General features: G+C 26.9%; 23 protein-coding genes. 10 read left to right on the top strand and 13 right to left on the bottom strand.

What is annotated here, in order from left to right:
• Positions 1-21: 21 nt before the first annotated feature.
• Positions 22-519 (top strand): ribonuclease HI, encoded by a 498-nt coding sequence (locus ACNSOS_RS02985; RefSeq protein WP_418185887.1) that lies wholly within the window; start codon positions 22-24, stop codon positions 517-519.
• Here the strand turns inward: ACNSOS_RS02985 and ACNSOS_RS02980 are convergent.
• The 4 genes from ACNSOS_RS02980 to ACNSOS_RS02965 all read right to left on the bottom strand — a co-directional run bounded on the left by ACNSOS_RS02980 (position 502) and on the right by ACNSOS_RS02965 (position 3705).
• On the bottom strand, positions 502-1212 hold the full coding sequence (locus ACNSOS_RS02980; protein ID WP_418185886.1) for an endonuclease III domain-containing protein: 711 nt from the start codon (positions 1210-1212) through the stop codon (positions 502-504). The genes ACNSOS_RS02985 and ACNSOS_RS02980 overlap by 18 nt on opposite strands.
• A gap of 1 nt (position 1213) precedes the next feature.
• The gene (locus ACNSOS_RS02975) at positions 1214-2041 is read right to left on the bottom strand and encodes a bifunctional helix-turn-helix domain-containing protein/methylated-DNA--[protein]-cysteine S-methyltransferase (RefSeq protein ID WP_113910191.1); all 828 of its coding nucleotides are present in this window, start codon (positions 2039-2041) and stop codon (positions 1214-1216) included.
• Positions 2042-2059: 18 nt separating this feature from the next.
• Positions 2060-3322, bottom strand: a complete 1263-nt coding sequence (locus tag ACNSOS_RS02970; protein WP_418185885.1) for a serine hydroxymethyltransferase — start codon at positions 3320-3322, stop codon at positions 2060-2062.
• A gap of 68 nt (positions 3323-3390) precedes the next feature.
• The gene (locus ACNSOS_RS02965) at positions 3391-3705 is read right to left on the bottom strand and encodes a DUF6172 family protein (RefSeq protein WP_113910190.1); all 315 of its coding nucleotides are present in this window, start codon (positions 3703-3705) and stop codon (positions 3391-3393) included.
• 99 nt (positions 3706-3804) lie between these two features.
• Here ACNSOS_RS02965 and ACNSOS_RS02960 point away from each other — a divergent pair, with 99 nt between their 5' ends.
• Genes ACNSOS_RS02960 through ACNSOS_RS02945 form a run of 4 tightly spaced genes read left to right on the top strand, consistent with a single transcriptional unit; the run spans position 3805 to position 7650 of the window.
• The gene (locus ACNSOS_RS02960; RefSeq protein WP_418185884.1) at positions 3805-4947 is read left to right on the top strand and encodes a hypothetical protein; all 1143 of its coding nucleotides are present in this window, start codon (positions 3805-3807) and stop codon (positions 4945-4947) included.
• Entirely contained in the window at positions 4944-5981 is a 1038-nt protein-coding gene (locus ACNSOS_RS02955; RefSeq protein ID WP_418185883.1) for a CNNM domain-containing protein, read from the top strand. The genes ACNSOS_RS02960 and ACNSOS_RS02955 overlap by 4 nt, the downstream gene beginning before the upstream one ends.
• Positions 5982-5996: 15 nt before the next feature.
• Complete coding sequence (locus tag ACNSOS_RS02950) at positions 5997-7064, top strand: AI-2E family transporter (RefSeq protein ID WP_418185882.1); 1068 nt, start codon at positions 5997-5999, stop codon at positions 7062-7064.
• Positions 7054-7650: a YiiX/YebB-like N1pC/P60 family cysteine hydrolase gene (locus tag ACNSOS_RS02945; RefSeq protein WP_418185881.1), complete on the top strand. Its 597-nt coding sequence runs from the start codon at positions 7054-7056 to the stop codon at positions 7648-7650. The genes ACNSOS_RS02950 and ACNSOS_RS02945 overlap by 11 nt, the downstream gene beginning before the upstream one ends.
• A gap of 11 nt (positions 7651-7661) precedes the next feature.
• Here the strand turns inward: ACNSOS_RS02945 and ACNSOS_RS02940 are convergent, their stop codons facing one another.
• Positions 7662-10013: an ATP-binding protein gene (locus ACNSOS_RS02940; protein ID WP_418185880.1), complete on the bottom strand. Its 2352-nt coding sequence runs from the start codon at positions 10011-10013 to the stop codon at positions 7662-7664.
• A 101-nt stretch (positions 10014-10114) separates the two neighbouring features.
• Here ACNSOS_RS02940 and ACNSOS_RS02935 point away from each other — a divergent pair, with 101 nt between their 5' ends.
• Positions 10115-10843 (top strand): ferredoxin-thioredoxin reductase catalytic domain-containing protein, encoded by a 729-nt coding sequence (locus ACNSOS_RS02935; RefSeq protein WP_418185879.1) that lies wholly within the window; start codon positions 10115-10117, stop codon positions 10841-10843.
• 6 nt (positions 10844-10849) lie between these two features.
• On the opposite strand, the gene ACNSOS_RS02930 is transcribed toward ACNSOS_RS02935, so the two are convergent.
• Genes ACNSOS_RS02930 through panB form a run of 3 tightly spaced genes read right to left on the bottom strand, consistent with a single transcriptional unit; the run spans position 10850 to position 13739 of the window.
• Positions 10850-11878 carry an AI-2E family transporter gene (locus tag ACNSOS_RS02930; RefSeq protein WP_418185878.1) on the bottom strand — a complete coding sequence of 343 codons (1029 nt, stop codon included), beginning with the start codon at positions 11876-11878 and terminating at the stop codon, positions 10850-10852.
• Positions 11875-12903 carry a Holliday junction branch migration DNA helicase RuvB gene (ruvB, locus tag ACNSOS_RS02925; protein WP_418185877.1) on the bottom strand — a complete coding sequence of 343 codons (1029 nt, stop codon included), beginning with the start codon at positions 12901-12903 and terminating at the stop codon, positions 11875-11877. The genes ACNSOS_RS02930 and ruvB overlap by 4 nt, the downstream gene beginning before the upstream one ends.
• Before the next feature lie 26 nt (positions 12904-12929).
• A complete protein-coding gene (gene panB / locus ACNSOS_RS02920; RefSeq protein ID WP_418185876.1) occupies positions 12930-13739 on the bottom strand; it encodes a 3-methyl-2-oxobutanoate hydroxymethyltransferase in 810 nt (269 codons plus the stop codon).
• Between the two features lie 99 nt (positions 13740-13838).
• On the opposite strand from panB, the gene trpA reads away from it, so the two are divergent.
• From trpA to ACNSOS_RS02900, 4 genes are all read left to right on the top strand, one after another.
• The gene (trpA, locus tag ACNSOS_RS02915) at positions 13839-14579 is read left to right on the top strand and encodes a tryptophan synthase subunit alpha (RefSeq protein ID WP_418185875.1); all 741 of its coding nucleotides are present in this window, start codon (positions 13839-13841) and stop codon (positions 14577-14579) included.
• A gap of 3 nt (positions 14580-14582) precedes the next feature.
• Positions 14583-15320: an arginyltransferase gene (locus ACNSOS_RS02910; RefSeq protein WP_113895254.1), complete on the top strand. Its 738-nt coding sequence runs from the start codon at positions 14583-14585 to the stop codon at positions 15318-15320.
• Positions 15321-15376: 56 nt separating this feature from the next.
• Complete coding sequence (locus tag ACNSOS_RS02905; RefSeq protein WP_235827004.1) at positions 15377-15721, top strand: hypothetical protein; 345 nt, start codon at positions 15377-15379, stop codon at positions 15719-15721.
• Between the two features lie 98 nt (positions 15722-15819).
• Positions 15820-16272: a Fur family transcriptional regulator gene (locus tag ACNSOS_RS02900; protein WP_222718461.1), complete on the top strand. Its 453-nt coding sequence runs from the start codon at positions 15820-15822 to the stop codon at positions 16270-16272.
• 27 nt (positions 16273-16299) lie between these two features.
• Here ACNSOS_RS02900 and ACNSOS_RS02895 read toward each other — a convergent pair whose 3' ends face one another.
• The 5 genes from ACNSOS_RS02895 to ACNSOS_RS02875 form a co-directional block, all read right to left on the bottom strand.
• Positions 16300-16797 (bottom strand): flavodoxin, encoded by a 498-nt coding sequence (locus ACNSOS_RS02895; RefSeq protein WP_418185874.1) that lies wholly within the window; start codon positions 16795-16797, stop codon positions 16300-16302.
• 12 nt (positions 16798-16809) lie between these two features.
• Complete coding sequence (locus tag ACNSOS_RS02890) at positions 16810-17565, bottom strand: hypothetical protein (RefSeq protein WP_418185873.1); 756 nt, start codon at positions 17563-17565, stop codon at positions 16810-16812.
• Positions 17556-17897: a DUF2325 domain-containing protein gene (locus ACNSOS_RS02885; protein ID WP_113895258.1), complete on the bottom strand. Its 342-nt coding sequence runs from the start codon at positions 17895-17897 to the stop codon at positions 17556-17558. The genes ACNSOS_RS02890 and ACNSOS_RS02885 overlap by 10 nt, the downstream gene beginning before the upstream one ends.
• A gap of 151 nt (positions 17898-18048) precedes the next feature.
• Positions 18049-18546 (bottom strand): transglycosylase SLT domain-containing protein, encoded by a 498-nt coding sequence (locus ACNSOS_RS02880; protein WP_113910178.1) that lies wholly within the window; start codon positions 18544-18546, stop codon positions 18049-18051.
• A 90-nt stretch (positions 18547-18636) separates the two neighbouring features.
• A complete protein-coding gene (locus tag ACNSOS_RS02875) occupies positions 18637-19155 on the bottom strand; it encodes a methylated-DNA--[protein]-cysteine S-methyltransferase (RefSeq protein ID WP_418185872.1) in 519 nt (172 codons plus the stop codon).
• Between the last annotated feature and the right edge of the window lie 5 nt (positions 19156-19160).

The following is a 19160-nucleotide window of genomic DNA, read 5'->3' as shown; positions in this document are numbered from 1 at the left end:
TACACAAAAAGTTGCAACAATATGAAAAAAATCAAATTATTTACAGATTCAAGTGTAAACCCACAAAAGAAAATAGGATTTGGGGCTTTTTTAAAAATTTCTGATGAGAGTTTTTCTTTTGAGGAGCTAAAGAAAACTATAAAAATAAAAAGATTTGAAGATACAAGCTCCACAAAGCTTGAACTTCAAACTTTGCTTTGGGCTTTAGATGAGATTGCTGTAATAGATGAAAATACTCAAATAGAAGTTTATACTGACTGTCAAAATATACTAAGTTTACAAAATAGAAGAGAAAAGTTTGAGATAAATGACTATAAAACTTCAACTAAAAAAACTATAAATAATCATGAGTTATATAAACTATTTTTTGAAAAAATAGATAAGTTCAATATTGATTTTATAAAAGTAAAAGGGCATAAAAAAAATAGTTTGAAAAATGAAATTGATAAGATTTTTAATCTTGTAGATAAAGCTTCAAGAAATGCTTTGAGAGAAAGTTCTTTAACAAATTTTATTTAAAAAACACCCATTTCCATAAGGTTGTTTTGAGTAATACAATTTTGAGTGATTTACTATCAAAGCATGGTATTCTTGGTAAGTTATTACTAGCTCTTTTTCATCAAAAATCACTTTTTTTAGTTCATCTTCCATAAAATATTTTATATCGTTGTATTTTGCTGTTTCATCTAAAAGTTTATTATGTACTAGCAATCTTTTTGTATAAGCATCTACTTTAAACTCTGCTTGATTAAAGCCATAAAGAAGCATAGAATCAGCAGTTTCAAAACCAATTCCTTTTATAGCTAAAAGTTCAGTTCTTGTTGGAATTTTACCATTTAAGTTTTCAAAAAATTCTATAAAATTTAAAACATAATTAGCTTTTTGGTTGTTATATCCAGATGGTTTTATAAGTTCTTTTAGTTTTTCTATTGGTAAGTTTTTGATTTTTTTGTAGTTTAGGCAACCTAAATCATTTAAGTTATTTAAAGATTTTATGACAGAAGTAAAAGTAGTATTTTGAGTCAAAATTGAGCCTAAACATACTTCAAAAATCTCATTTCCATCTCTTGGAAAACTATAATCTAAAATGTGATAACCATCATTATTTCCTTGCTTTTGGCTATTTTGACCTTGATAGTTTATAAAAGGCCACCAACCTTGAGCACCATAAGTTTCATAAAGCTTTTTATAAATACTAAAAACTTTATTCATTTTAACTATTTTCTTTTACTGATTCGTAAGCTATTAAGATTTTTTTTCGCTCAATGCCCCATCTATAACCACTCATTGCTCCACTTTTTGCAATAACTCTATGGCAAGGGATTAAGTATCCTATGTGATTTTGTCCTATTGCACTTGCTATTGCTCTTACAGCTTTTGGTTTTTCAAGATAGTTTGCGATATCGCTATAAGTTGCTACTATTCCATTTGGAAGATTTAGAAGTGCTTTCCAAACATTTATTTGAAGATTTGTACCTTTTACTAAAAGGGGGTATTTTTGATTTTTTACAAAGATATTTTCCAAGTATTCATTTGCCAATTTTTCATCAAAAACTAAATTAGCATTTTCCCAAAGTTCATTAAATCTTTGGAAAATCTCTTTTTTGTTATTGTCAATAAATCCTAAATAACAAATCCCTTTATCAGTAAATCCAAGAAGAGCTTCACCAAAAGGAGTTTGTCCAAATCCATAAGTTATTTGTACATCTTTTCCTTTTTCTTTCCACTCTTTTGGTGTAACACCTATTAAGTTTACAAAAAGTTCATGAAGTCGGCTAGTACTAGATAGTCCAATATCTAAACTACTATCAAGTATAGATTTGGATTCTTTTATATGTTCTTTTGCATAATTTAAAGTTACACAGTGTAAAAACTGTTGAGGAGTAACACCTACATACTCTTTAAAAACTCTTATAAAGTGATATTTGCTCATTCCTATATTAAGTGCAACTTCATCAACACTTGGGTGTTGTTTGAAGTTGTCATCTATATATTTTATAGCCTTTTCTATCTGTTTATATGTTTTATCTAGTGCAGGCATTACACTTCCTTTTGGGTCTTAGTAAGTAGATTTAGAATAAATCACAAAGTTAGAAGCAAGTTCTTCCATCTCTTTGTTGATTTTTTTGTGTAACTCTTTATCTTCTATATTGTCTAAAACATCACAAATTTTGTTTGCTATGATTTCAAACTCTTTTTCTTTCATTCCACGTGCAGTTAATGCTGGACTTCCTACTCTAATTCCACTTGTGATAAATGGACTTCTTGTTTCTCCTGGAACTGTATTTTTGTTTACAGTAATTCCTGCATCTCCAAGTGCTGCATCTGCATCTTTACCAGAGAATGGTTTATTTAAAAAACTTACTAATACTAAGTGATTATCTGTTCCACCACTTACTATATCATAACCTCTTTTTATTAGAACTTCTCCCAAAACTCTTGCATTTGCTTTTACTTGTTTAGCATAATCTTTCCATTTTGGATCTAAAATCTCTTTAAATGCTACTGCTTTAGCTGCAATTACATGAACAAGTGGTCCACCTTGAAGTCCTGGGAATATTGCTGAATTGATTTTTTTTGCAATATCTTCGTCATTTGTCATGATCATTCCACCTCTTGGACCTCTTAAAGTCTTATGAGTTGTTGTTGTTACTATGTGAGCATGTGGGAATGGACTTTGGTGTTCACCTGCAGCAACTAAACCAGCAATATGAGCAATATCTGCAAATAAAATAGCACCAACACTATCAGCTATTTGCCTAAATCTTTTAAAATCAATCTCTCTAGCATAAGCACTTGCTCCACAAACAATGATTTTTGGTTGAACAAGTTTTGCAATCTCTTCAACTTTGTCATAGTTTATTCTTCCATCAAGTTCTACACCATAATAAAATGCTGAATAGTTTTGTCCTGAAAAACTTGGTTTACTTCCATGAGTTAAGTGTCCACCATGAGATAAATCCATACCTAAAATTTTATCACCAGCTTTAAGTAATGCTGCATAAACTGCACCATTTGCTTGGCTTCCAGAGTGTGGTTGAACATTTGCAAATTTACAACCAAAAATTTGACAAGCTCTATCAATTGCTAGTTGTTCAACTTTATCAGCTTGTTCACAACCTCCATAATATCTTTTATATGGATACCCTTCAGCATATTTATTTGTAAAAACTGAACCCATAGCTTCCATTACTGCTGGACTTGTGAAGTTTTCACTTGCAATCATCTCTAAATGATTTGTTTGTCTTTTTAATTCATCTTCAATTATTGCAAATACTTCGTTATCTGCTTCTTTTAAATTCGCGTTTGTTATGTAATTCATAATTTCTCCTTTAAATTTTTAAAATATTAACTTATTTATATTAAATAGACAATCCAAAAATTGCTATTTTATTCTAAATTTTCATCTTCAATTGTTTGTTGTTTCTTCTCTTTAAAAACTGCTTTAGCAATAATTTCTAAGTAAAAACTATCAAAATTTTCTGACGATGCAAAATCAACATATTTAATAATATCTTTAAATTCGATACTATTTGCTTCATCTTGAGATTTACCAGCTTTACATTCAAAGCTCCAAAAATTAAACTCTTCAGGAAGTTTTTTGTTTTTTTCTCTTTTTACGTATTTTCTAATCTCATTTTTAATTGAATCAACTTGTCTATCTTTAGACTTATTTTCCACAATTAATTTAAATACCTTTTTCATTCATACCCTTTTTTTAAAGCTGACATTATATCAAGTTTATTATTTTAAATAGAGAAAATATTTGATATAATCAAAGCTATTATGAAAAAAAGAGAAGAATTGCAATTTAAAATAACAGATAAAATCAAAAATTTAGATATCGAAGATATAAAAGATAATCTTTTTCATTACTCATATGATAATAAAACTTTAAAATCTTTATTTAAAAGTGATGTTTCAAAAGAAGAAATTTCTTATTTAACAGCATACAGTAGTTTTAAAGGAGAGATTTATGAAAATATTATTTATGAACTTTTACTTGATTATGCAAAAACAAATGATGATATTGAAGGCTTTGTGTTAAAAGGACCATATCAAGATAAAGAGAATAAATTTATAAAAAGTGGACTTTTAATAGACAGAACTTCTCAAATAGTTTTTAAATCAGCATATAAAGATATAAGTGAGTTTGATGCTTTGTTTTTTACAAAAGATGGACTTTATTTTGTAGAGATGAGTACATCTAAAAAAACAGCAAGTTTAAATAAACGATTGGCTAAGAAATATGCACTTTTGAAGATGATATTTCCATATTTAAAAATAAATGCTTTGATAGTTTTAACTTCTGGTTCAACTGGGCTTAGAAATTTCCCAGAATATGCCACGATTTGGGTTACAAAAGATTTAGAAGACGAAAGTTTAATAGAAGAGATGATTTTTACAAAGAGAGTAAAAAATGATTTACAAACTCTAAAAGCTCCAAATAATGACAAATATCTTGAAGCTGATAGCCTCAAATATAAGAAGTTTCCTTACTTTCCAACTTTAGAGTGGATTTTAAATACTTCACGAAAAAATCCAAAATTTAGTGTCGATTTAAGATTTTTTTCATCACCAAAAATGGAATTATATTTTGATATTTATACAAAATTATACATTGGGTATATGGAAGTTGAAGAGTTTAAAAAACTGTATCAAGATTTTGATATGCAAGTTGATACACAAAGAGTTATTGTAACTTTAGAAAAAGTAAATCAAACACAAATAGATGTAGTTTATTATGCAAAACTTACAGATAAAAAACTATATAGGATTCGTTTAGAAGATGGTTGTGAAGTCTCTGTAAAACAAAAAGAACCTGATGGATTCACTAATGCTGAAGTTAGGTTTTTTATGAAAGTTTTAGAAGATAAACATATATTAAATTTAAAAGATATAAATCATCTTTTAAAAAATATTTCATTAATTGAGTTTAAAAAATGACACTACTATTTATATACCTTTTTTTAGCACTATTTTTTTCATCTTTATGCTCTATATTAGAAGCTACTGTTTTATCTTCAACTCCTTCTTATATTGAAAGTATGGACAAAAATAGCTATAGCCCTAAAAGTATAAATTTGGTAAAAGAGATGAAAGGAGATATTGATAAGTCGATATCTGCAATCTTGACATTAAATACTTTTGCACATACTATGGGAGCAGCTGGAGTTGGAGCACAAGCTGCTATTGTATTTGGAGAAAAATGGCAAAGTTTGGTTGCTTTTATTCTTACTTTATTGGTTTTATATATTACTGAAATATATCCGAAAACTTATGCTGCATTGTATTGGAAAAGATTTTTAGTTCCAACAGCTTATACAATATCATTTTTAATAAAAGTAACATATCCATTTATTTGGGTTGGTACAAAAATCACAAATTATATACAAAAAAATAAAAAAGAAGAGGCAAATTTCTCTAAAGATGAGATTATGGCTTTAGTAAATTTGAGTGAAAAAGAGGGAACTATTCAAGCAAAAGAGAGTGATTTTATTGAGAATTTATTTAAACTAAAAAGTATAAAAGCAGAAGATATTATGACTCCAAGAAGTGTAGTTTTTGCTCTTGATTCTCAAACAACTGTAAAAGAAGCTTTGAAAATGGATAAGACTTATATTCACTCAAGAATTCCAATTTTTAATGAAACAATAGACGATATTGTAGGAGTTGTTTTCAATCAAACTATTTTAGAAAAAAGTGTGAAAAAGAAAAAAGATACTCTTTTGAAAGATATTATGATCCCTGTTCATAAAATTTCAGAAGATATAAATGTTTCTTTATTGATAGATTTATTTGTAAGAAGAAAAAGCCACCTTTTTATAGTAGTTGATAGCTATGGACAAACAAGTGGAGTTGTAACACTTGAAGATGCTTTGGAAACTCTACTTGGAGTTGAAATAGTTGATGAAATGGATGAAGTTACAGATATGCAAGAGTTAGCAAAAGATAAGTTTAGGAAATTTGCTAGAGCCTAATAAAAAGGGGATATTTTGGAAAGTTTCAAAAGTGATATAAATTTTGCAAAACTATTTTATGTTTTTGCTTTTATGTTTTTGGTAGTTTATGCTTTTAATAGTCTGAGTAACATTCTAATCCCTATTGCAATAGCATTTTTTATATGGTTTTTGATAAATGCTTTAGCATCACAAATCAGAAAAATTCCTTATGTAAATAATAAATTTTTAGATTTTATAGCTACTCCTTTATCTTTAATAATTATCATATATTCTATGATAAAAATAGGAGCTTTTTTAACTACAAGTATGATGGAATTGAGTTCTGTAGTATCTCAATTAGATTCAAAAATAAATATTGTAATAGATAAAATTTCAACTTTAACTTCAATAGATTTGAAAGAACCTTTAAGTAAATTTTTTCAAGAGTTCAGTATCTCTAGTGTTTTAAATAGAATATTTGTTGTTTTTAGCTCAATTTTTAGTAATTTGATGCAAATTTTTTTATATGTGCTTTTTTTACTGATTGACCAAAGATTTTTCAACGCAAAACTAAATGCACTTTTTAAAAAGAATGATAGTAAATTAAGAGCAAAAAATATTTTAACTTCAATTTCACAAGGAATTAGAACATATATTTTTATAACAACGGTTGTAAGTTTGGTAACAGGATTTTTAACTTTTTTAATATGTCAATATTTTGGTTTAGAAGCTTCTGTTTTATGGGGATTTATAGCATTTATTCTAAATTTCATTCCTACCGTTGGAACAATAGTGGCTGTTTTAATACCTACAATTTTTGCATTTATACAAATAGATGATTTAAGTGATATATTATGGTTATTTACAGCTTTGGTTATTATTCAGTTTGTAATAGGAAATATTATATACCCAAAACTTATGGGAAATAAATTGAATATTTCTCAATTTGTTGTGATATTGTCTTTAGTTATTTGGGGTGCTATGTGGGGAAGTATAGGTATGTTTTTGGCTGTTCCTATAATGATGATTTTACTTATAATATTATCTCAATTTGAGAGTACAAAAAGCTTGGCTATATTGATATCAGAAAATGGTGATATAGTGAGAAAAGATGCAAATTAGACTTATTGCTATACTTTTTTTACTTTTTTTTGCTTCATATGAAGCAAAAAAATTTATGGAAAAAAGAGAAAAAGATTTAACTACTGAAAGCCTAAAAGAAACTTTAGAACTTAAAAATGGTGATATTATTTTACGAAAAGAAGATAATGCTTTAAGTGATTTTTTTACTTCTTTAGATGGTGCTGGATTTTCACATATAGGAATAGTTGCAAATAGTGAAGATGGTTTTGTAGTTTTTCATTTAGAAGTTGATGAAAATAGTGATGAAATGAAAGTATCAAATATAAAAGATTTTGTAAATTTTTCAAAAAAAATAGCTATTTACAGATATAAAAATAATATCAATGAAGATTCATTGTCTAAAATTTTGAATGGATTTTTAGAAAATAGACCAAAATTTGATTTTGAGTTTTCTTTAGAAAATGATACTTTTTATTGTACTGAGTTTATAAATGATATATATTTTAAGCTTTTTAATGAAAATTTATATACTTATTTATATGATTTTGGTGGAAAAAGTGGAATTTCAATAAATAGTATTATTCAAAATACAAATTTAGAAAAAAGATATGAACTAGAGTTTTAAACTCTAGTTTGTTACTGTTCTTGCCAAAGAAGTTCTACTTTTATATCATAAATATCACTTCTTTTTGGCTTTATAAATAACTCTTCAACTTGATATTTAGAAATATCAAATTCTTGATTTATTTTGTCTATCTCTATTGTTAATCTATTTTGAAGTTCATCTCTTTGTGTTTGAAGTAGATTTATCTCATTTTCAACAGCTTTTACATCATTTTTCTCTTTTAAAACTTTGCTTACACCTCTTGAACTTGTTGCTACTTTTGAAGCGATAGCACTTTTACTAGATTTTCCAAAAAAAGCTCCTAAAATAGAAGTTCCAATAGAGATGATACTATTTGTAGTTATATTTGAAGCTTCCATTTGCTCTTTTTCAAGTTTGTCAAAAAGTTTTGATAATTTTTGTTCTATTGAAAAATTATCTTTTTTGAATTTTTCTTTTAGTTTTTCTATTTCTAAATCTATTTTTTCATTTAGTCTATCTTGTATTCTTATTTTAAAATCATTTAAATTTTCATTTTGTTTTGAAGTTAATTTTAAACTTTCATTTTTATATAAAATGAGTTTTGAATTTCTATATATATAATCAGCAAAATCTTTTTCTAAAGCTTTCAATTCTCTATCATTTTGAATAAAAGATGGTATTTCGTAATAAAATGAGTTTGGTTTATCTTTTTCATCAAAAATTTCATTTAAAAGTTCTTCTTTTTCATCAAAATTTATCTCTTTTGTATTTTCATCTATATATATTTTATAAGATAGTTGTTCTTCTAAATCGATACTTTTTGTACTATTTACATAGTGTGTTGTACAAGAAATAAGTAGATTTGGTTGCATATAATAAGCACTATTTTGAGAAATATATTTGTATTTTTCCTTAATATTACTTACGATTAATGGTTTTGATACACCTTTTTGAACATCAATAAAATTTTCTGTTTGTTCTTCTTTTTTAGGAGCTTTATTTGATGTTCGTTTATCACTCATAAGTTTTTTTATACCATCTTTTGATATTGGTCCTTTTAAGTAAGACAATGCCCATCTTGTTTCAAATATTTTTATTTTATCTTCATTTATATTCTTTAAAATAAAATTTCTTTTTTGAAGATTACTTATAGTTGATGATAATTCTTGCTTATTAAATGCACCATCACTTGCACTATTTAAGCCATCAATAACTTTATCAATATCTTGTTTTGTTTGAAGTCTTCCTATAAACCAAGTTCCAATATTTGATAAACCTTTATAGTCTATATCAACTGGATTTTGAGTTGAAAGTATGATTCCTATTCCAAAACTTCTAGCTTGTTTCAAAAGTGTTAGCATAGGTTGTTTTGATGGTGGATTTGCTAGTGGTGGAAAATATCCAAAAATTTCATCCATATAAAGTAGGGCTTTTAAAGAAGTAGTACCTTCTTGTCTTCTCATCCAAGCTAAGATTTGATTTAAAAGAATTGTTACAAAAAACATTCTTTGAGAGTCATTTAAATGAGCAATAGAAAATATTGAAACTCTAGCTTTTCCATTTTCATCATACAGCATTTTTGAAATATCAAGGCTTTCACCTTCAAGCCAAGAGCTAAAAGACGGACTAGCAATGATTGTATTTAGTTTTAATGCAAATTTTAATCTATCATTTTGTGCAAAAAATGTTTCTAAATCAAAAACTCCAATTTTTGAAAATGGTGGAGTAACTATCAAAGTGATTAACTCTTCTAAAGTTAAATCTTTTTGCTCTTTAAAATAGTTTGTAAATATAGAGCTAAGTAAAATTGACTCTTTTGAAGTTGCTTCACTTTTTTCATCAATTAGCGATAAAATAGAACTTACAGTTGAACTAATAAGTGAAGTAAAAAGTTCATTGTCTTCTAAAACTTCAATTGCTGGAGCTTTAAATGAAGATAAAATAGAGATTTGAACTCCTGCATTACTTCCTGGAGTATATATTGTAAAATCTGCATTATCTTTTAATTTTTTTATTCTACTTATATCTTGAAAATCTTTTTGGATTCCATTTTTCCATAAATTTGAAATATTTAAAGCTAATTCTTCTTTTGATTTTCCACTATTTGAAATTTCACTATCATCAATCCAAGGTTCAAAATCATTAGGTTTTAACTCTGGAAAAGTTAGCATCAAGTTTGTCATATCACCTTTTGGATCAATAATTATCGATGGTATTTCATCAATTGCTGCTTCTTCAAGTAAACTTATTCCAAGTCCTGTTTTACCACTTCCTGTCATACCAAGTATAGCTGCATGAGTCAATAAATCTTTATTTTGATAAACCAATGGAGTTTTTTGTCCATCTATCGTTTCTTTTCCTATATAAAAAAGTTTTAATTTTTCATAATCAAAAGTATTCATAGTAAACCTTAATAATTTTTTGGTACATTATAGCCAAAATTCTAATTAATGAAAATATAGTATAATTGTCAAGAATAATTTAAAAAATATGAAAGGTAAAAATGATAAAAAAGATTGATGTAGAATCAAATGAATTTAAAAATGAACTAAAAAATACAATAAAATTTACACAAGATGTGTTAAAAACACATAATTTAGTATTTAATCCAAATAATGAAGTAAATGAAGCTATTCAAATGGGATTAACAAGAAATATGATTATTTATGGTAAAAGATATTGTCCCTGTTTTATGGTTATTGAAGAAAGTGAAACTGAAAAAAACAGGCTATGTCCTTGTGTTCCTGCTTTGAGTGTTGAAATACCAAATAATGGTAGTTGTCACTGTGGTATCTTTGTTACACCACAAAAAGCACAAGATTTACAATCTCAAGCCAATATAGAAGAAGATATATCTGATTTTAATGGGTTATCGAAAAAAGAGTGTGAAGACCTATTTTATCAAGAAGAGATAAATTCTCAAGAACTAGAAGCACTTCTTAAAGCAAGAGATAAAAAAGCTATAGATTTTTGTTTGGTTGATACAAGAGAGTGGATGGAGTGGATAAATGCAAGGATAAAAGGTGTTGATTTTTTAGTTCCAACAACAAGTTTTTATCACTCTATTGAATCATTAAATGATAAAAAAAATATACCAATAGTTGTATATTGTCATAGTGGTAGTAGAAGTGCTTATTGTCAAAGAGTTATGCAAAATATGGGATTTGAGAAAGTTGTAAATTTAGATTTTGGAATTTCAAGTTTTAGAGGAGATTTAATTAGAGGAGAATAATCTTCTCTAATTGCTACTATATTTTTTTATTAATTCCATTATAGATATGAATAGACTTATCATAGCTGGACCTATTATCATCCCCCAAAAACCAAAAGTTGAGAGTCCTGCGACAATAGCAAAAAATATTAGAAGTGAACTAATATTCGTTTTATTTTTTACTACTTTTTTATTTATGTAATTTATTATTATTGGTTTTATAAAAGTATCTGCTATTATTGATATTACTATTATTGAGTAAACTGCTATAAAAATAGCATTTGATAAACTTCCTGTTGTTGCTTCATAAATAGAGATTGGAAGCCACATTATTATTCCACCAATAACAGGAATTAAAGAAGCAAAACCATATAAAACTCCAAATAAAAGTCCATCGTATCCAAAAGCACTTAAAAAACCTCCAAATAAAAATCCTTGAAAAATTGCAGTTATTAATATAGAGTAAAAAACTACACTCATAACACTTGATGATTCGTTAAATAAAATATTTGCATCATCATTATTTATAGGAATAATATTTTTTAAATAGTGTGCAATTTTTGATGAATACAAAGTAAAAAATAAGAAGAATACTAAAATAAATATCATATCCATCATAAATTTTAAAGAGTTTTTCCCTAAATCAGCACTAAAACTTACCATTGTTTGAACAATTTTACCTATATCTATTCTTGAAGTTATATTGTGTGTGAACTCATTTAAAAAACTAAATTCAGCTAAAAGTTTAATACTAGAATTTTTAATTTCATTTAGGTTATTTATCAAAATATTTTGATCTACTTGATTAAAAAATGTTGCAAATGAGATAATACAATATAGCATTGGTAAAAAAAACAGTGATGCCATGAGTAAGGTTAAAATGGAAGTTGAAACAGCATTATTTTTTATAATAGCATTTATTTTTATAAACATCGAATTTGTAGCAATTGTTAGTAGTGTTGCTACGAAAATAGGTTTTAAAAATGGATCGAATAATTGTGCTAAGAAAAATAGCAGTAAAATGGCAATTGCTATTAAAAAGTGTGATGGTTTCAAAATAAATTTCCTTGTTTATCCTCTGAATTCATTTTTGGTGGTGTTAATCTAAACATATCATAAGTTTTTGCACTTGCAACTCTTCCACGTGCTGTTCTTTCAATATAGCCATTTGCTAATAAATATGGTTCAATAGCATCTTCTATTGTTCCTTCATCTTCACTAAGTGCTGCTGCAATAGTAGATAGTCCCATAGGTTTCCCACGATTTGAAATAAGAAGTTCAAGAAGATTTATATCCATTTCATCGAAACCATTTTCATTTATTCCTAATTCATCAAGTGCATATTGGCAAGTTTTTAGAATTATTGATTTTTCTCCTGAAACTTGAGAAAAATCTCTAACTCTTCTTAATAGTCTTAGAGCAACTCTTGGTGTACCACGACTTCTTTTAGACATTTCAAGTGCTGAATTGTCTTCGCAAAATATTCCTAGTTTTAATGAAGCTTTTTGGATGATTTTTGCCAACTCTTCATGTGTATAAAACTGCATTCTAAAGTGCATACCAAATCGTTCTCTTAATGGATTTGATAACATTCCAGCCCTTGTTGTTGCACCTATTAGTGTAAATCTTGGTAGGTCTATTTTTACAGTTTGAGCAGCTGGTCCAGAACCTATAATAATATCAAGCCTATAATCTTCCATCGCAGGATATAAAATTTCTTCAACAGCAGGACTTAAACGATGTATTTCATCTATAAAAAGGATATCACCTTCTTCAAGATTTGTTAAAATTGCAGCCAAATCACCACTTTTTTCTATCATTGGACCAGCTGTTACTTTTATATTTGAATTCATCTCATTTGATATTAGATATGAAAGTGTAGTTTTACCAAGTCCTGGAGGACCATAAAATAGTATATGATCAAGAGCTTCATTTCTCTTTCTTGAAGCATCTATAAATACTCTTAGATTTTTTTTGATTTTTTCTTGCCCTATATAGTCTTCCCATGAAGATGGACGAAGACTTTGTTCGTTCTTTTCTTCTTCGAATGATACAGATTCAACTTCAACTAATCTTTGCACTATAAAGCTCCGCTTTTAAATTCATTTTAGTATTCTTCTTCCTTAGATGGAAACCTTTGAGTTTGAACATCATCTCTATATTGGTTTACAGCTTCTTTTACAAGTTTTGCTCCATTTAGATAGTGTCTTACAAATTTTGGTTTAAACTCTTCAAAAAATCCTAACATATCAGACCAAACTAACACTTGTCCATCTGTATCGACTCCAGCTCCTATTCCAATTATTGGAATATTAACTGTTTGAGTTATTTTTTTTGCAACATCACTCATTACACCTTCAACAACGATGGCAAAAGCTCCAGCTTGTTCAACTGCAATTGCATCTCGAATAAGTTGTTCTTCATCTTCTTTTGTTTTTCCACGAACTTTATATCCACCTTCACTTCTTACATATTGGGGCATAAGTCCAATATGTCCCATAACAGCTATTGAGTTTGAAGTTAAGTGTTTTATAATATCAGCTCTATCTTCTCCACCTTCTATTTTAACAGCACTAGCATTTGTTTGTTGATATACTTTTGTACAGTTTTTTAAAGCTTCATCTTTATTTATATAAGTTCCAAAAGGCATATCTGTTATAACAAAAGCATCTTTTGCACCATTACAAACAGCTTTCGTGTGATAAATCATCTGTTCTAAAGTTGCACTTAGAGTGTCTTTTTCACCAGCAAAACTCATATTTAAACTATCTCCAACTAATATCATATCAGATGCTTGAGAAAAGAGTTTTGCAAAAAGTGCATCATAAGCTGTTATAACGGTTAATTTTTTTTTATTTTTTGATTGTTTTATTTTTGTTATATTCATTTTTTCAAAATTGTTTACTACTATACTCATTTAAAAAATCCTTAAATTAAATACGAAAGATTATAGCTAAAAATATATTTTAATTTGGTTTTGGATAAAATCTATACAATTTAAAAATAGGATTACATTTTGAAAAAATTGGTTGCATATATTACTACTTCTTTACCAAACAATGATTTAACAGTTGATTTAGCATATTCTTTAAAAGAAAATGGAGTTGATATTTTAGAACTAGGAATTCCTTTTAGTGACCCTGTTGCTGATGGACCTATTATTGAAAAAGCCAATTTATTGGCACTTCAAAATGGATTTAGATTAAACGATTTATTTGAAGTGTCTTCAAAAATAGGGCATGATATTGATACTTTATGGATGGGATATATGAATCCTTTTTATCATTATGGTATAGAAGAATTTTTGAAAAAGGCACAAGAATACAATATCTCTGGAACAATTATTCCTGATTTACCTTTTGAAATGTCACAAAAATATGATGAATTATTTAATAAATATAATAAAACAAATATAACTTTTGTAGCTCCAACAACTCCAAAGAATAGAATAAAAACTCTTGTTGAAAATTCTAAAAAGTTTATATATATGGTTGCTTATGCAGGAATTACTGGAAGTGGTAAAAGTGAAGATTTAAGTGAAATAATAAAAAATATTAGAGAATATACACAAACACCACTTTACATAGGTTTTGGAGTAGATGAAAAAACTTGTAAAGAAAAAGCAAAAAATGTTGATGGTGTTATTGTAGGAAGTGCCTTTGTAAAGCATTTACTAGATAATAGTTTATCAAATAGTGAAAAAATTTCTAAGATTTCACAATTAGCAAAAGAGATAAAAATAAAGATAAATGAATAGAAAATGAATTTTTTTAACTGTGATTTAGAATTTTTTGAAGAGAATAGAAGTTGCTCATATTTTGAAAAAGAAGCTTCTGATATAAGATATCAATATATTAACTCTTGTTCAATTTCTGATTATCAAAAAAAGTTAGAAAGAGGTTGGAGAAGATTTGGAAAAATGCATTTTGTTCCAGAGTGTAAAACTTGTACAAAATGCGTTTCTATGAGAATAGATGTAGAAAATTATAAATTTTCAAAATCAGATAAAAGAGTATTTTCAAAAAATAAAGATACAAAATTATATATTAGAAAACCAACTCTCACAATGGAACATTTAAATTTATATGATAAATACCATAAATTTATGCATGATAAAAAAGATTGGCCATATTCTCCTATAACAGTTGATGATTATGCAAAGTCTTATGTTGAAGGAAGTGATGACTATGCAAGAGAGTTTTTGTATATGAAAGATGATAAATTAATAGGTGTTGCATTAGTTGATGTTTTGCCAAAATCAATTTCGGCTATTTACTGCTATTATGATCATGAATATTCAGATCTATCTATAGGAAAATTTTCTATTTTGGCTCAAATTAAAATAGCTAAAGAATTAAATGTTCCATATGTTTATTTAGGGTATTGGATAGATAACCATTATTCTATGGGATATAAAAGAGCTTATCAACCTTTTGAAGTTTTGAAAAATAGGGCTGGTCTTCATGAAGAAGTTATTTGGGAAAAGTTTATAAACTAATTATTATTGTTTAATAAAAAATTTACTATAATCTGTTTTTAAATTTAAGGAGAATTATGAGAAATTTATTAATAGTTTTGCTTTTTGTAATTTCAGCTTTTGCAGAGAGTGCAGCAGAACCAAAACCTTATAACCCAAATGTTGATTGTGTTATTTTAGAAGATGAAAACTCAATTATATGTAAATTTGAAGTAGAACTAGATGTAGAAAATAATCAAACAATAGTTATAAATTGGATTGATCCAAATGGAGAAATTTCTAGAACTAGAGAAATGGTAATTCCTATTGGAGATACCTCTGCCTATGATTTTAGATACCTTGATGGAAGAGAAAAAGGTCAATGGGACTTTGTAATTGTTTATAAAGGTAATGAGTATTCATCTAAATTTGAGTTAAAATAGTAATTTACTACTATTTTGTGTAAATAAAATCAAAATTAATTTGAAATTTTTAAAAACTTTAGATATACTATAATGTTTAAAAAATTGAGAGGTGTTACATGATAGAGAATAATAATAATCACGAAGAGGTAATTAGCGACCTTAGAAGAATAGTTAAACAAAAAGGTCTTAAATATACAGAACAAAGAGAAATTGTATTAAGTATATTGTTACATGCAGATGGTCACTTAACAGCTGAAGAGATATATAATCAGATAAAAAAAGAGTACCCTAAATCTAATGTTGGTATAGCAACTGTATATAGAGCTTTAAGCTTTTTAGAAGAAGTTGATTTAATTGCTTCAATTAATTTTGGAACTGAAGGTAAAAAGTATGAAAGCAATATGAAGTCTCACCATGATCACTTGATTTGTACAGAGTGTAATGCTATTATCGAATTTATAGATGAAGAGATTGAAAAAAGACAAGATAAAATTGCAAAAGCTAATAAATTTAAAATTACTAGCCACTCAATGCAACTTTATGGTATTTGTGAGAATTGTCAAAAGTAGTATAGTTTTTTATACTACTTTTATTTTTTATAAAATATCAGATTTTATTTCGTTGATCCAATCGTCTATTCTTTGATCTGTTAGGTCACTTTGATTGTCTTCATCTATTACTAATCCCACAAATTCTTTATCAATTTGAGCTTTTGAATAATCATGGTAGTATCCTTCTGTAGACGTAAAACCAACTACTTTTACACCAATTGATTGTAAATGCTCATAAATAATACCTATCGCATTTGAAAATTCATCACAATAGCTTTCTTGATCACCTAAACCAAAAAGTGCTACTATTTTATTTGATAAATCAAGTTCTTTAAAATCATCCCAAGCACTTTCCCAATCATCATTTAATTCACCATCTCCCCAAGTTGAAGCACCTAAAATAATTTTGTCATAGTCATTTATTTTTTCTATTTTTGTTTTGTCAAGATTGTAAATATCTACATTCCCTAATTTTTTAGCTATTTTTTTAGCTATATCTTCACAGTTTCCTGTATTACTTCCATAAAAGATTGCTGTTGCCATTTTGTTCCTTCTTTAATTTTTTATAATTGATCTAAAAGAGTATGGTATCGCTTTGATTTGATACTCTCTATTTTTTAATTCATCTACATAAACAGGTATATGTTTAGTAAATTGTTTGTTTTTTGGATAAGCTAAATATATTTGATAAAACTCACCTTTTTTTATAGATTTTATTGCATTATCAAGTTCACTTTTTATATTTGGTTTTGTTGTTTCTATATGTTTCCAAGATGTATAAACTTTAATGCCAATAGAATTTTGAACTTTAATACCAATAGAATCACCCAAATCAATAACTTTTCTATTTCCATGAAGCTTCTTTATTTTATCTAAAACAAACTCATGAAATAGTAAATCTTTATCAATAAGTAGTTGAAAACAGTTTTGTACAAAACAAACTGATATTAATTTTGCTACGGGTATTAAATTAGTAGCAGATATAACTCCACTAATACCATTATTTAAATAGCTATTTATAATATTTGTAGAGTTACTACATGGATTAAATTTCATACTTGTAGCTTTTTTTGACTTAATAAAGCTTATAGGTAGCATACTTTTTATTTTGTATGAGAAAGCCTTATTTAAAGGTAAAATAGATAACTTTCTTTGTTCATATTTTGAAAAGTTACAATATGATTTTAAAATGTTGTTACTAAGACCTAAAAATAACTGTCTCAATCTATATATAGAATTAAATTCATCAAAATCTTTTGGTAAATACTCTAAATTATTCGAAAAACCAATAAAATTATTTTCTATTGACATTCAAGTTCCTTATTAGTACAGTTTGCATAGCATTGACTACAATCTTTTATTCCCATGATTTTTACATATTCATCATAAACACAAGATATTGATCTTTTTGCACATATAAATGGGATATTTTTCTTTTTTGCCTCATTTTTATATTTAAGCATAGTATTATGATTTAAAAAAGATGTAAGCATAACTATACAATCTGTATCTTGAGGGACTTTCTTCTTTGGAGCAGAAGATTTTTTTCTAGCATCCCAATGATTTATTGTTTTTGCACCTAAATTTGTAAGCATTGAACTTATTTGTGATATTTGGTCTCCGCCTATTATTAAAACACTCATTTTTATATCCTTATAAAATTACTAATAATTGGTATCAGAAAATATACAGAAAGTAAACTTAAATTTTAGTTAAATTATGAGAATTGCTATTGTTTTTTGTAGAATTTATTAATTTGTGTAACAACCAGCATAAACTGGCTGTAATTTTTTATTAAACATCAATTTTTTTTAGTTCACGAATAATAGAGGCTATTTCTTTTGAGTAATTTTTTGCTTCCAGGCTATTATATTTGTACCCAGCATTATAACTTCCCCAAACTTTTGACCAATCATTTCTGTGTACTTTTTGCCAAAAAGTTAGTTCTTCTATTGCATTTTGAGTAGCAAAGTGGAAATCAGAAACAAGTTTTGAAGCGAAAACATTTCTATTCCAAGTAGTATCTTTGATATTTTGTCTATTCAAAACAGTTCTTATATTTGCTTGATAAAGCCCAAAGTCTTTCGTATCAAGATTTACCATATATGTACCTAATTTTGACTCTTTTATAGCTATTGCCATTAAAGTATAGCCAAGACCATGATCCTCTCCATATTTTTTTATCTCTTTAAGAGTCTCTAATTGTTGAGGGGTTAAATTTTTTATATCTATTTCAGATGCAAAGACATTAGAAATGAATAATAAAATCATTAGTAGTAACTTAAATTTCAATGCTTTTCTCCTTATTGAATTTTTTACAATGAATATAGATAATATTTCAAAATTGTGAAAAAATTGTATATGATAAAAATCATTTCAAAATTATATGTTATATGTTCCTTCCAAGTTTAGTAAAAACTCTTTTATCCAAATTCCACCAGTGTAACCACCAATTGTTTTATCATTTGCTATAACTCTATGACATGGGATAATAATGCTGAAATTATTTTTACCATTTGCATTTGCAACAGCCCTATAGGCTTTTGCATTTCCTATATTACTGGCTTGTTCTTTATAGCTAATAGTTTCTCCATAAGGAATATTTTGTAAAGCTTTCCAACACTTTATTTGAAAAGGTGTTCCTATTAATTTTAGTGGAATCGTAAAAAAATCTCTTTTTTTGCTAAAATATTCATCTAATTCTATTTTTAATTTATCAAATTTACTCTCATCTTCTATAATTTTTTCTACATTTAAAATTTTTTTAAAACCTTCTATTTTTTTTTGACAAAACTCTTTTTCAAAAGGGACAAAAAGTAAAAGTTCATTCTCAAAACTAGCTGCAAACATATCAACTATGGGAGTTTTAATAATGGTAGTATAAATATTATAATTTTTCATAGTTA

Origin of the sequence: Aliarcobacter vitoriensis, from assembly GCF_048320235.1 — a bacterium.
GTDB lineage: Bacteria > Campylobacterota > Campylobacteria > Campylobacterales > Arcobacteraceae > Aliarcobacter > Aliarcobacter vitoriensis.
This window is presented reverse-complemented; position numbering and strand designations above follow the sequence as displayed.

Excerpts from the sequence above, each read along its gene's own strand:
- panB (WP_418185876.1), bottom strand. The coding sequence starts at position 13,739 with ATGAGTATAGTAGTAAACAATTTTGAAAAAATGAATATAACAAAAATA.
- ACNSOS_RS02910 (WP_113895254.1), top strand. The coding sequence starts at position 14,583 with ATGAATTTTTTTAACTGTGATTTAGAATTTTTTGAAGAGAATAGAAGT.
- ACNSOS_RS02955 (WP_418185883.1), top strand. The coding sequence starts at position 4,944 with ATGACACTACTATTTATATACCTTTTTTTAGCACTATTTTTTTCATCT.
- ACNSOS_RS02885 (WP_113895258.1), bottom strand. The coding sequence starts at position 17,897 with ATGAGTGTTTTAATAATAGGCGGAGACCAAATATCACAAATAAGTTCA.
- ACNSOS_RS02900 (WP_222718461.1), top strand. The coding sequence starts at position 15,820 with ATGATAGAGAATAATAATAATCACGAAGAGGTAATTAGCGACCTTAGA.
- ACNSOS_RS02935 (WP_418185879.1), top strand. The coding sequence starts at position 10,115 with ATGATAAAAAAGATTGATGTAGAATCAAATGAATTTAAAAATGAACTA.
- ACNSOS_RS02905 (WP_235827004.1), top strand. The coding sequence starts at position 15,377 with ATGAGAAATTTATTAATAGTTTTGCTTTTTGTAATTTCAGCTTTTGCA.
- ACNSOS_RS02895 (WP_418185874.1), bottom strand. The coding sequence starts at position 16,797 with ATGGCAACAGCAATCTTTTATGGAAGTAATACAGGAAACTGTGAAGAT.
- ACNSOS_RS02985 (WP_418185887.1), top strand. The coding sequence starts at position 22 with ATGAAAAAAATCAAATTATTTACAGATTCAAGTGTAAACCCACAAAAG.
- ACNSOS_RS02890 (WP_418185873.1), bottom strand. The coding sequence starts at position 17,565 with ATGTCAATAGAAAATAATTTTATTGGTTTTTCGAATAATTTAGAGTAT.
- ACNSOS_RS02980 (WP_418185886.1), bottom strand. The coding sequence starts at position 1,212 with ATGAATAAAGTTTTTAGTATTTATAAAAAGCTTTATGAAACTTATGGT.
- ACNSOS_RS02965 (WP_113910190.1), bottom strand. The coding sequence starts at position 3,705 with ATGAAAAAGGTATTTAAATTAATTGTGGAAAATAAGTCTAAAGATAGA.
- ACNSOS_RS02875 (WP_418185872.1), bottom strand. The coding sequence starts at position 19,155 with ATGAAAAATTATAATATTTATACTACCATTATTAAAACTCCCATAGTT.
- ACNSOS_RS02940 (WP_418185880.1), bottom strand. The coding sequence starts at position 10,013 with ATGAATACTTTTGATTATGAAAAATTAAAACTTTTTTATATAGGAAAA.
- ACNSOS_RS02970 (WP_418185885.1), bottom strand. The coding sequence starts at position 3,322 with ATGAATTACATAACAAACGCGAATTTAAAAGAAGCAGATAACGAAGTA.
- ACNSOS_RS02945 (WP_418185881.1), top strand. The coding sequence starts at position 7,054 with ATGCAAATTAGACTTATTGCTATACTTTTTTTACTTTTTTTTGCTTCA.
- ACNSOS_RS02975 (WP_113910191.1), bottom strand. The coding sequence starts at position 2,041 with ATGCCTGCACTAGATAAAACATATAAACAGATAGAAAAGGCTATAAAA.